This is a genomic window from Skermanella sp., from assembly GCF_059503625.1.
On record NZ_JCACHA010000672.1, the window covers coordinates 606 to 12,836 of the forward strand.

A 12,231-nucleotide genomic window follows, 5' to 3' on the forward strand; every position below is an offset into this window, starting at 1 on the left:
CGAGCGAGAGGCTCGACCAGAAGCGCTGACCCAGGCCGAGGCGCCAGGAGTCCCGGTCTTCGAGGCGGCATCATGGCCGGCGGGTTACGACGGCAGATCCATCGTTTCCCGCCGCCACGCCTCGAAGACCGGGACAGGCGCCCGCTTCCCCTTGACGGCCAGCGGCGGCAGCGCCGAGGTCGTGAACTCCGGACAGGTGTCCACCGCCTCCCGGGCACTCTCGCTCAGCAGGATGCGTCCCGGTCCGGCGTGGGAGCACAATCGGGCCGCGAGGTTCACGTTGTCGCCAAGGACGGTGTAGTCCATCCGGTCGGTGCTCCCCATCGCCCCCATCACGACATCCCCGGCATTGATGCCGATGCCCAGGGCCAAGCCCCATTCGGGATGCTGGCGGCCGAGCTCGGCCGTGTGTTCCTGGATGCGGATCGCGGCGCGCAGGGCGTTTTCGACCATGCCCTCCCCCTGGAAGACCGCCAGGAGCTGGTCGCCGACATATTTGTCCACGTCGCCGCCGTGCTGCTGGATGATCTCCGCCTGATGCTGGAAGTAAAGGTTCAGCATCTCGACCACGACTTCCGGATCGACGCGCTCGGAAAAGGCGGTGTAGCCCCGGATGTCGGAGAACAGCATCGTGGCCCGACGGCGCTGGCCGCCCAGCCTGATCCCGCCGCCGGAATCGCGGATCGCCAGCATGGTCCCGCCGGAAACGAACTTCTGAAGGTGGAAACGCTCGTTCAAGCCGACCACCATGTCGTCCATCCGCCGGGCCAGCTCGCCGATCTCGTCATGGGAGCGGACACCCTGGACGCGCGCCTGGAAGTTCCCCTTGGCGACCTCCCCCGCGACGCGGTCGATCTCGACGATCGGACGGCTGATCCGGAACGCCAGCAGCAATGCCCCGAGCCCGGCTACCGCCAGTCCCGCCACGGTCCAGCGCAGCAGGCTGTCGATCATGCGGTCGACGGCGATATAGGCGTCGCGCTGCCGCTTCTCCACCAGGATCGCCCAGTCGAAGGCGCGCGGGAAAGCGTAGGCTCCCAGCATCGGCTCGCCGTCCGGCCGGACATAGGGGCCGGCGGCGATCGTCCGGGTCCCGCCGTTCAGCAAGCCCACCGCTTCCGCCACCAGCGAGACGCCGCCCAGATCGGCCCGTCCAGGGTCGAAGACCCGGCGCGCCTGGGCATCGACGATCGTGACGAAGCCCGTCTTCGCGAAGGGATGGACCTCCAGGAAGCGCCGGGTGCGGTCCAGGTCGACCCGCACCGACAGCACCGACGACGCTCCGGCGAAGCGGGTTCGGAGCGGCAGCACGATGGTCGTGAGCCAGTCGTCCGTTTCCCGGACATGGGTGGCGTCGCCGACATAGAACTCGCCGGTGCTCGACACGGCCCGCACGGATTCGGCCGGCAGGCGGAGCACGGCCAGCGGGTCCAGCCCGGCGGCCGCCAGCCGCTTGGAGAAGATGCTGTTGGTCACGACGACGGGGACCGGCGCCCCCTCGACCGTGATCTGCAAGGCCGCGAACTCCGGGATGTCCTTGATGCCCAGCGTCAGCAGCGCGATCTTCTCCGGCACGCCCAGCCGTTCGTCGTCCAGCGCGTTGCGGATCAGCAGCAGCGGCGCCAGCCACGTCCGTTCGGACCGGTCGTTGATCTCCGACACCAGCTGCTCGGCCACCGCCACCAGCTCGCCGTTGGCCGAGCTTTTCAGCTCGTCCTGGGCGATCCGGATCATGCTCCGTCCTGCTACGACCAGCGGTACGACCGCGATCAGGATCGCGAAGATCAGAAGCTTGTTGCGCAGGCTGATCCTGGTCCGCACCGGTCTTCTCCCCGCCTCCCTCAGCGCCGCGCCGTGGCGCGGCGCTCACCGCTTGGGCGCTCCGTGACCTGATCGGCCGTCAGCTCTCCGGCAGGCTCGTCCCGCCCGCGCACCGTCACGGTCATGCCGCCGACGGTCTGCCCGCAGGACAGCCCCGTGCCGTCGCGCACGGTCAGCTTCACCTTGTAGACGCCGGGCTTGTCATAAGCATGACGCAGCTTCTCGCCCGACCGCGACGTGCCGTCGCCCAGGTCCCAGGTGTATTCCAAACCGGCGCCGTCCGGATCGGCCGACCCGGAAGCGTCGAACAGCAGCTGGTCATGCGCTCCTCCGGCAAACGCCTCCCGGTCGCCGCCAAGACTGACCTGAGGAGGAGCGTTGACGTGGATGCGGCTGACCGCCTCGGCCTCGGCGCAGGAGGAATTCGAATCGTCCTTGACCGTCAGCCTGACGGGGTACGTCCCCGGCTGGCTGAAGGCGTGCGAGACCTTGACGCCCGAGCCCGTCGTCCCGTCGGCGAAGTCCCAGCGGTACTCCGTCAGCTTGCCGTCCCAGTCGATCGAGCCGCCGCCGTCGAAGGCGACGGTCTCGCCGGCGCAGACGCTCCGGTCCGGTCCGGCGGAGGCCGAGGGCGGACGGTTGACGTGCAGCGCCTTCGATGCGGCCCGCCGGCTGTTCGCCAGCCCGGCGCCGTCGTCGGCGGTCAGCACCACGTTGTAGACGCCGGGATCGCTGAAGACATGGGAGATCTCGGCGCCCGACGCCTTCGCCCCGTCGCCCAGGTCCCACTCGAAGTTCCGGATCGCTCCATCCGGGTCGCTGGATTGCCGGGCGTCCAGCCCGAACGGCCGCCCGAAGCAGGCCCCTCCGGCGACGGAAATAACCGGCGCGGGAGCCGCATTGACCGTCACCTTCGCGGTCGCCCGGGTGCTGCTGTTGGGCAGGCCGGCATCGTCGGTCACCGTCAGCGTGACGGTATAGTCGCCGCTCTCCCTGTAGCGGTGCCGGGCAACCATCCCCGTTCCGGAATTGCCGTCGCCGAAGTCCCAGCGATAGCGGCCGACCGCCCCGTCCGGATCGGAAGAACCGGAACCGTCGAAGCTCACCTCCTCGTTCACCGCCACGACGCGGTCGGGTCCTGCTGCCGCGACCGGCGGCGCGTTGGCGACGATCCTGTGCTGCGCCGAAACCACGTTGCACGCGGTCGCTCCGGCGGCGGGCTCGACCGACAGGGTGGCGACATAGACGCCGGGCTTGTCATAGGCGTGCTCGACGTCGCGGCCCTCAGCCGAGGCGCCGTCGCCGAAGTCCCATCGATAGTGCGCGATCGCGGCGTCCTGCGCCGCCTTGAACCCGGCCGGGCTGCCGACCGGGATGCGGTCCGGAGCGTCGATCTTCGCCACCGGCGCCGCCGCCACCTCGACCGCAACCTCGTCCGTGCTGGTATTGTCGCACTGGCCCGCCTTGTCGCCCTCGATGGTCAGGAGGACACGGTAGTTCCCTGGCTTGCGGAAGACGTGGACCGGCTTCTCGCCGCCGCCGATATTGCCGTCGCCGAAGTCCCAGGTGAAGCGGTTGACCACGCCGTCGAAGTCGTGGGAGCCGGAGCCGTCGAAATGCACGTCGGTATTGGCGCAGACCTTCAGGTCCGGTCCCGCCTCCGCTATCGGCGATTCATCGACGACGACGACCAGCCGGTCGGTATGGCTGCTATGGGCGAAGCTGGATTCGTCCTCGACCGTCAGGGTCACCGGATAGACCGCACCCTTGCGGTAGGTTTTGGCCGGATTGACCGTCTCCGCCGTCGTCCCGTCGCCGAAATCCCAGCGGTAGCGCAGCAGCCCGCCATCGGGATCGGAAGAGCCGCTGCCGTCGAGCAGCACGGTATCGCCGGCGCAGACCTGCTTGTTGGCCCCCGCGAGCGCGATCGGCGGCCGGTTGATCGTGACGGTGATCGCGGTCGACGCCTTGCCGTTCGGCAGCCCGGTCCCGTCGTCGACCGTCAGCGACACCGGATAGCTGCCGCCCTCCGCATAGGTATGGGTCACCCGCACCCCGCCGCCGGCGGGCGAGCCGTCGCCGAAGTCCCAGCGGAAGGTCAGCGGATCGCCGTCGGCATCGGCGGAGGCCGATCCGTCGAACCCGATCACGGTGCCGCCGCTCAGGATGTCCGGGCCGGCGGAGGCCACCGGCGGCGCGTTGATCCTGATCGCGACTGTATCCTGAGCGATGCCGTTCAGCGCGCCGGACCGGTCCGTCACCGTCAGCCGCGCCGTATAGGTCCCCGGCCTGTCGTAGTGCCGCACCGTCTCGCAGCCGGCGGCCTTGGCCTCGACATCGCTGAAGTCCCACCGGAACGCCGGGCCGGTTCCATCCGGATCGGACGAGTTGCAGCCGTTCAGCCTGACCGCCAATCCCGGCGCGGAGATCAGGTCCGGCCCCGCCAGCGCCAGCGGCGGCGCGTTGACGAAGACCAGCGCCTCGTCATAATCGACGGCATCCGGCTGGCCGGTGTCGTCGCGCACCGTCAGCCGGGTCCGGTAGGTACCCGGCTCCGCGTATCGGTGCGAAGCCTGCTTTCCCCCGGCAGCGGTTCCGTCACCGAAATCCCACTGCCAGCCCATGATGTCGCCGTCGGGATCGAGAGACCCCTGGCCCGAGAACACCACCGTCTGACCGGGAGCCGCGACCTGATCCGGTCCGGCATCCGCTATCGGCGCCGCATTGACCAGCACCCGCAAGGCATCGCCGGCGCTGCTCCGCACCGTGCCTGAGTCGTCCGTCACCGTCAGCCTGACGGTGTAGGCGCCGACCTTGCGGTAGACGTGCGACGTCGTCCGCCCCGTCCCGGTGGCGCCGTCGCCGAAGTCCCAGTCGTAGCGCGCGATCACGCCGTCCGGATCGCTGGAGCCGCCGCCGTCGAAGCTGACCTCGCTGGCCGTCACGACCTGATCCGGTCCGGCATCGGCCACCGGCGGCGCATTGACCACAACGGTCAGATCGTCCTCAGCCGTGTTGGTTGACGTCCTGGAATCGTCGGTCACGACCAACCCCACCTTGTAGGTCCCCGGTGTCCTGTAGGCATAGGTCACCTTCGTCCCGTCACCCTTGGCGCCGTCGCCGAAGTCCCAGGCATGGTCGATCAGCACGCCGTCGCGGTCGACCGATCCCGAAGCGTCGAAGGCGATCACTTCGCCTACCGCGACACGGCGGTCCGGTCCGGCATTCGCGACCGGCGGGTCGTTGACGACCACCTTCAGCCCGGCGCGGCCGATACTGTTGGCCACTCCGGCATCGTCGCGCACTTCCAGCCCGATGCGGTAAGTCCCCGGCTTCTGAAAGGCGTGCTCGACCGCCCGCCCCGACGCCGCCGTGCCGTCGCCGAAGTCCCAGGAAAAGTCCGCTATGCTGCCGTCGATGTCATAGCTGCTGCCGCCGTCCAGCCTCAGCGCCTCGCCGACCGAGATCCGGGCATCCGTTCCGGCCACCGCCACCGGCGGCGCATTGACCTGCACCAGCACGGTATCGGTGCCGGCATTGCAGGGCGCCGGGGTGTCGTCCTCGACGCTCAGCGTCACGACATGGCGCCCGGGCGTGGTGAACGCATGCCGCGCCTTCGCCCCGTCGCTGCGCGTCCCGTCGCCCATGTTCCATGAAAAGCGGGTGATCGGCCGGTCGCCCTGCTGCGACCCGGTCCCGTCGAAGACCACCGCCTCCCCCGGTGCCGCCACCCTGTCCGCCCCGGCAACCGCCGTCGGAGGCCGCTTCAGGAAGACGCTGAACGGCAGGACGGTCCCGTTGCCGACCGCTCCCGACCCATCCAGCACCCGGAGCTTCCCCGTATATCCGCCCGCACGGTCGTACCGGTGGATCACGGTACGACCGTCCCCTGCCGAACCGTCGCCGAACTCCCAGCGGTAGCGCAGCGAATCGCCGTCCGCATCGATGGTTCTGGACGCATCGAACGCAACGGAGGAGCAATCGGCCAGCGTTTCCACCCGAGCATCCGGCTGCGGGCGCTGGTTGGGCCGCCGGGCGCGCACCGGCAGCAGGATCGGCACCGGCTTGCCGGCCTCGTCCGTCACCGTGAACGTCGCGTCGTTCGGCACCTCGTCGCCGCCGGCGAACAGGATGGCGGCGATGCCGCCGCGCTCCTCCGGATCGACCTGCACGGTCGACGCCTTCCAGTCGCCCTGCGCCGATGCCGCGAGCGCCTGGGTCCGGAACGCCGATACGAAGGCGACCTCGCCGTTCGCCGCGTCGAAGTTCCGGATCGTCAGGCTCCGGGATTGCTCCGGGACCCGGAAACGAAGTTCCGCCAGCGATCGCTTGTCCGGCATCCGCACTGTAGGCCGCTCATCCTGCAACTCCAGCCCCGCTGGCTCCAGATTGCGGTGATCGCGCAGGCTGACCGTCGCGGTGAACAGGTTGGCATCGTCGCCGCCGACGCCATCGACCACCAGCCGGAACACCCTGCGGCCGTCCACCGCATTGGCGTCGGCGGGATCGAGTTCGCCCAGGGTCGCCCATTTCCCGTCCGTCGCCGGGTCGGCGGCGAAGCGGCGCGTCATCAGCAGCGTATCGCCCCGCCCATAGACCATGAACCGCGTCTCGGTATCGGGCTTGCCGTAGACCAGATCATGGTCTCCGCCGAGATCGGGGTCGAAGACCCTGACATAGAGCCGTTCCGACATGTCCCGGGGCACGCTCAGCAGGATGACTTCCTGGTGATCGTCATCGCCTTCCTGTGGCAGGGCCTTGGGCCCATAGGTCACGGACAGCGGGCGCTCCGCCAAGCTCTCCTGGGCCTCGCCGGACGCTACCGACAGGAGGAAAGCAAACAAAACAGACGACAGAAACCACGTTCCCTTGCCGTGCCCCACGCTTTCCTCCCGGTTTTTCTTGTCAGTCGAAACGATAGCGCCGGCCGTTGCCGACATAGTCCTCGATCAGCACATCCTTCAGAACGGCAGGTCCGCGAGCCCCCGCCGGCAGGGTCAGCGTCCCGCGATAGACTCCGCTGGCCTCGCTCAGGCGCAGGTAATCGGTAAAGACCTCGCCCCCTACCGCGACGGTGACCTGCGCCGCCTGCCTCAGGCCGGACTTGTCGCGGGCGGTCACTTCCACCGCCAGCCGTCCGCCCTTTTCCACCTGTTTCGGTTCGACGCGCTGTCCCGCCAGTTCCGGGGGGTCCTGATCCAGGCTGACCTGCCAGCGTTCGATCCCGGTATTGCCGACCCGGTCGGTCGCCTGCATCTCGATCCTGTTGGGACCGGAAACCAGCTCGACCCGTTCTTCGAACCGCCCGCCCGAATTGTCGATCTCCTTGCCGTTGAGCGTCAGCTGGGCGTCCGGCTCGACCGTCCCGGACAGCGTCAGCCACTCGGTCCCGGTCACCGGCGGCGGCTCCGCATCGGCCTGGATACGCGGCGCTTCCCGGTCGATCGAAGCCTGCAGCGCGTCTTCGGTGACGACGCCGTTGGACGCCGTCACCGACAGCGTCAGGTCCTCCCGATCCACCGCGAGCGGCACCGTCAGGACGAAGCGCCCCCTGGTGTCGCTGAAGGCGGATGCCCGCAGCGGACCGGCCGAAGACCGCACGCCGATCCGCGCATTGGCCTCGGTCGTTCCCGACAGCGTCAGCGGGCTGCGGTTCGTCACGAAATGCAGCGGTCCCAGGCGCGGCAGACCGGGATCATAGGCGACCGCCGCCTTGCCGGCCGGCGTATGGACGAACGCCCGCGTCCGCTCCGTCCGGTTGCCCGCGGCATCGACCGCCGAGACCGTGATCTCGTTGACGCCATGGACCGGCACGACGCTCGCCTGGAACGCACCGTCCGGGGCGACCTTCAGCGCCTCGCCCCGGAACGAGATCACGGTGTCCGGCTCCGTCATCCCCCTGACCGTCACGACAGGCTCCCGCAGCACGGCGCCATCGGCCGGCTCCGAGATCGCCAGATAGGGCGGGACGGTATCGGTGCGGATGTTGAACCGCCACGTCTCGCTCCGCTCGCCCGGCAGCCCGAACTTGTCCAGCGCCGCGACCCGCCAGTAATAGGACCCGATCTCCAGCCCCGCCGTCTCCATGCTGTTCCGCTGCAATCCCCAGCGGCTTTCGACGACCTTCTGAAAGATGCTGTCTTGTCCGATCTCCAGCCAGTAGCCGGTCGAGTCCGGCACCGCGTTCCACGCCAGCACCGCCCCGGCGTTGAAGATCGTGCCGTCGTCGGCGGGACTGACCAGTTCGGGCTTCGCCAGGACGCCGATGGTTTCGCTCGGCGCCTGTCCCGCCCGCACGACCGTTCCCTCGTTGCGTCCCAGGGTGACGCTCGCGCCGTTGCTCGCAACCTCCAGCGTGGCGTCGTCGTAATTGGTGAACTTCGATCCCCGCTTGTCGCGCTCCACCCAGAAATTGGTCGAGTTGATCTGCGTATCGACGTTGGGGATCTCCAGCTCGAAGGTCTTGCGCCGGCTCTTCCCGGCCAGCAGGGCATAGAAATCGCCCTCGATCAGGTTGACCTTGGCCTCCTGCGCCCGCTCCAGCGGGTCGGCGCGCATCCGCATGATCACCGCTTCCGAGTTGGAGCTGAGCCGCAGCCTGCTTTCGTCGCGGAACGTTATCTGCGCGGTCGAGCGGGACAGCGTCCGCACCCGCTCCTCTTCCGTCAGCACGGACTTCACCGGCCGGTCGCCCCAGTCCAGATCGCGCGGACGGCGTCCTTCGACCTCCCCCTGACGATCGCTCAGCAATGCTTCCACCGCGGCGTCCCGGGCCTTGGCCGCCGCTTCCAGCGCCTTGTCGGCTGCCTTCTCCGCTCCGCCGGCCAGCTTGATCGCCCCATCCCAGTCGCCGGCCTGCCGCCGCGCCTGGGCCTGCTCGTGCAGCGAGACCGCCTCGTCGATCTGATCGGCGGCGAAGACCTTCGCCCCGGCCTGCGTCGCTGCCTGGATATGGTCGAGCGCCGACGCCACCGCCCTCGCCGCCCGGCTCACCTGAGTCACGGGAATCTTCAGCTCGACCCCCGGCTTGGCGTCCGCGACCGATGCCAGCCCGCTCGCCTTCAGGATCTCGGTCCAAAGGTTGGGATCGCCCAGATGCTGACGGGCAAGGTCCCGCAGGCTCTGTCCCTCCTTCAGCGTCACCCGGACCATGCCGTCGGTCGTGGCAGCGGCTGCCGCCGCCGGCAGCATCATGGACACGAACGCGGACATAAGCATGCCGACAGCCATGCAACGTGCCCGGACGTACCGGCCATGAATGCCCTCGCCACGCTCCGTCATGAACCTGGAAACCCTCAAAGAGGAAATATTACGCCTTTTTATCATTGATCGATGAAACTATCGCTCTCTCAAAAGGGGACCATTTGTCCCAAAATGCCCTTAATCGCGATCCGACTGGTGAATGGCTTCACACAGAAACCCAAAGGCGTGTAAGCCGGATTACAGGCGGCGAGGGGCTCCCCGGTTAAGTTCGGTTCATCGAACAAGACGGCCTCGCAAGACACACCGAACCAGCCGATCACCCCCACGAAGGAGCCCCAAGCCATGATCCGCATCGCCGCCCTGACGACATCCGCCCTGATCGCCCTGACCCTGGTTGCCGGTCCCGCTTCCGCCCAGCAGAAGGGCGGCGTCCAGATCGCCGGCAACGCCACGGTGATCGGTCTTGCCAACAACGCCGTCAACGCCGCGACCGGCTTCCTCGCCAAGGCCGACCAGAACGTCGGCGCCATCAAGGGCGACGTGAAGATCGACGGCAACGCGACCGTGATCGGCCTCGCCAACAACGCGGTCAACGCTTCGACCGGCTTCCTCTCCAAGGCCTGCCAGAACATCGGCGTGATCAGTTCGGAAAGCGGCTGCGAATAACCCGGCGCCGCCTCCCTCCCTCCTCCCTACCCTCCTCCGATCCTTTCCAGTTCAACCATCCCCCTGAAGGAGACAACCGCCATGATCCGCATCGCCGCCCTGACGACATCCGCCCTGATCGCCCTGACCCTGGTTGCCGGTCCCGCTTCCGCCCAGCAGAAGGGCGGCGTCCAGATCGCCGGCAATGCGACCGTCATCGGTCTCGCCAACAACGCGGTCAACGCCGCGACCGGCTTCCTCGCCAAGGCCGACCAGAACGTCGGCTCGATCAAGGGCAACGTGAAGGTGGACGGCAACGCCACGGTGATCGGCCTCGCCAACAACGCGGTCAACGCTTCGACCGGTTTCCTCTCAAAGGCCTGCCAGTCGGTCGGCTCGATGGACTCGAGCAGCGGCTGCGAATAATCCCACGCCGCCGGCCAACCGCCTTCTCCCCCTACTCATGATCCGGACTGGCCCCGCGGTTCCCGCCGCGGGGCATTTTCTTTTCTCGCTCCCGCCTCCCCGGCTTTTCACCCCGGCGGAAGCGTGCATACACTCGGACATCCCCGTCGGACGGGATCGACCAGAGTGAGCCTCCCCAAGTGCCTGCGCGCCGGTTGCCCATCCCGCTGCTGCCCACCGCCGTCACGCTGGCCGGCTTCCTGATCCATGCGTTCTGGCCCGGACTGCGTACCCGCTTCGGCCTTGCTGCCGACACCGTCATAGACGACGCAGTCACCGTAGCGGCGGGGTCCGCCGGGTGGCTGGGTCTGGCATGGCTGGGTATCCGCATCGTCGACGGCCTGCTGCGGCGGCTCGCGGTCGCTCACCACGCACCGGCCGCACCCCGGCTGGTCAGCGATCTGGCGCGCTTCGCCTTCTTCGGTATGGCTGTCGTCGCCATCGCCGGTTCCGTTCTCCACCTTCCGGTCACGGGACTGCTGGCGACATCCGGCGTCCTGATCGCCGTCCTCGGCTTTGCGCTGCGCGGCGTCCTGTCCGACGTATTCTCCGGCATCGCGATCAATGTCGAGCACCCCTACCGGATCGGGGACTGGCTTCAGGTCGGTGCGGCAGGCGGTGCTCCCGTCACCGGCCGGGTGGTCGAGGTGAACTGGCGCTCTACCCGTCTCATGACCAACGACGGCACGACCGTCGTGATGCCCAACGGCCTGATCGCGTCCAGCCGCTTCGTCAACCTCAGCATGCCCGATCCCAGTTACCGGACCAGCATACGGGTCCACCTGGACCCGGCCGTTCCGGTGGACCGGGCACGGCGTATCCTGACGACGGCCCTGCTGTCGGTCGATCACCTGCTGGCCGACCGCGCTCCGGACGTGGTCGTGGAAGGCGTCGATGAAGCGGGCGTCAGCTATCTGCTGCGCTTCTGGGTCCCGGATTACGGGTCCGAGATCCTGTGCCGGGACGCGGTTTCGGCGGCCATGCTGAACGCCCTGCATCACGCCGGCCTGCCGCTGGCCGTCCCGCGCCGCTCGATGGTATCGCTGCGCCATATCGATCCGGACCCGAACGGCGGCGAGTTGTGCGGCCGCATGCTCCGCACCGTCGACCTGTTCCAAGCCTTCACGCCGGCGGAACTCGACGGCCTGTCCCACCGCATGATGCGCCGCTCCATACCGTCCGGCGCCACGGTCTTCCGCCAGGGCGATCCCGGCGCTTCCCTGTTCCTGCTGACCGAAGGCGTGATGGAAGTCAGGACCTGCGTCGCCACCGCTGCATCGCCGGTCGTGCTGGACCGCATGCATCCCGGCGATATCTTCGGGGAAATGGCGCTCCTGACCGGCGAGCCCCGCAGCGCTACCGTGATAGCGCTCTGCGACGCCGTCATCTTCGAATTGTCGGACGAACTGCTGCGCCCCATGCTGCACGACCGCGCCGAACTGGCGGAACGCCTGTCCGACCTGATGGCCGACCGGGCGCGCCGCAACGCCGAGAAGCGAGCCTCCGCCCTCCGCCCGATGCCGCCGGCGGTACTTCCCCAACGCCACGACCTCCTGGACCGCCTCCGCCGCTTCTTCGCCCTGCCGGGGGCGTGAGCCGCTTCACACTTAAAATCAAGTACTTGTGGGCTGGCTTACAGTCGTGGCAGGCGGCTTTGGGTAAGTTCTGTTCATCGCAGACACGGCGATCGGCCACCGAAGACGAAGATGAAGACGACGACGGGAAACGGCCTGAAGACAGTGTAACGGACCAAACCCCACCTTGAACCCAACCCTTGAGAATGGAGTTCCAGTCATGATCCGCATCACCGCCCTGAGCACCACTGTCGCCACCACCGCCCTGATCGCCCTGTCCCTGATGGCGGGTCCCGCCTCCGCCCAGCAGAAGGGCGGCGTCCAGATCGCCGGCAACGCGACCGTCATCGGTCTTGCCAACAATGCGGTCAACGCCGCGACCGGCTTCCTCGCCAAGGCCGACCAGAACATCGGCGCCATCAAGGGCAACGTGAAGGTGGACGGCAACGCGACCGTCATCGGTCTCGCCAACAACGCGGTCAACGCCTCGACCGGCTTCCTTTCCAAGGCCTGCCAGTCGGTC

7 protein-coding genes are annotated in these 12,231 nt (G+C 68.1%); 4 read left to right on the top strand and 3 right to left on the bottom strand.

What is annotated here, in order from left to right:
- Nucleotides 1-84 precede the first annotated feature (84 nt).
- Genes AC5JJ6_RS21480 through AC5JJ6_RS21490 form a run of 3 tightly spaced genes read right to left on the bottom strand, consistent with a single transcriptional unit; the run spans nt 85 to nt 9,039 of the window.
- The gene (locus AC5JJ6_RS21480) at nt 85-1,821 is read right to left on the bottom strand and encodes an adenylate/guanylate cyclase domain-containing protein (RefSeq protein WP_496044017.1); all 1,737 of its coding nucleotides are present in this window, start codon (nt 1,819-1,821) and stop codon (nt 85-87) included.
- 20 nt (nt 1,822-1,841) lie between these two features.
- Nucleotides 1,842-6,704, bottom strand: a complete 4,863-nt coding sequence (locus AC5JJ6_RS21485; RefSeq protein ID WP_496044018.1) for a PKD domain-containing protein — start codon at nt 6,702-6,704, stop codon at nt 1,842-1,844.
- A 22-nt stretch (nt 6,705-6,726) separates the two neighbouring features.
- On the bottom strand, nt 6,727-9,039 hold the full coding sequence (locus AC5JJ6_RS21490; RefSeq protein WP_496044019.1) for a FecR domain-containing protein: 2,313 nt from the start codon (nt 9,037-9,039) through the stop codon (nt 6,727-6,729).
- A gap of 327 nt (nt 9,040-9,366) precedes the next feature.
- Here AC5JJ6_RS21490 and AC5JJ6_RS21495 point away from each other — a divergent pair, with 327 nt between their 5' ends.
- From AC5JJ6_RS21495 to AC5JJ6_RS21510, 4 genes are all read left to right on the top strand, one after another.
- Nucleotides 9,367-9,690: a hypothetical protein gene (locus AC5JJ6_RS21495; RefSeq protein ID WP_496044020.1), complete on the top strand. Its 324-nt coding sequence runs from the start codon at nt 9,367-9,369 to the stop codon at nt 9,688-9,690.
- An 81-nt stretch (nt 9,691-9,771) separates the two neighbouring features.
- Nucleotides 9,772-10,095, top strand: a complete 324-nt coding sequence (locus AC5JJ6_RS21500) for a hypothetical protein (protein ID WP_044431123.1) — start codon at nt 9,772-9,774, stop codon at nt 10,093-10,095.
- A gap of 179 nt (nt 10,096-10,274) precedes the next feature.
- Nucleotides 10,275-11,729 (top strand): cyclic nucleotide-binding domain-containing protein, encoded by a 1,455-nt coding sequence (locus tag AC5JJ6_RS21505; protein ID WP_496044021.1) that lies wholly within the window; start codon nt 10,275-10,277, stop codon nt 11,727-11,729.
- Between the two features lie 199 nt (nt 11,730-11,928).
- Nucleotides 11,929-12,231 (top strand): hypothetical protein (locus AC5JJ6_RS21510; RefSeq protein WP_496044022.1); only part of this gene is annotated, 303 nt, incomplete at its 3' end.

Excerpts from the sequence above, each read along its gene's own strand:
- AC5JJ6_RS21490 (WP_496044019.1), bottom strand. The coding sequence starts at position 9,039 with ATGCTTATGTCCGCGTTCGTGTCCATGATGCTGCCGGCGGCGGCAGCC.
- AC5JJ6_RS21495 (WP_496044020.1), top strand. The coding sequence starts at position 9,367 with ATGATCCGCATCGCCGCCCTGACGACATCCGCCCTGATCGCCCTGACC.
- AC5JJ6_RS21500 (WP_044431123.1), top strand. The coding sequence starts at position 9,772 with ATGATCCGCATCGCCGCCCTGACGACATCCGCCCTGATCGCCCTGACC.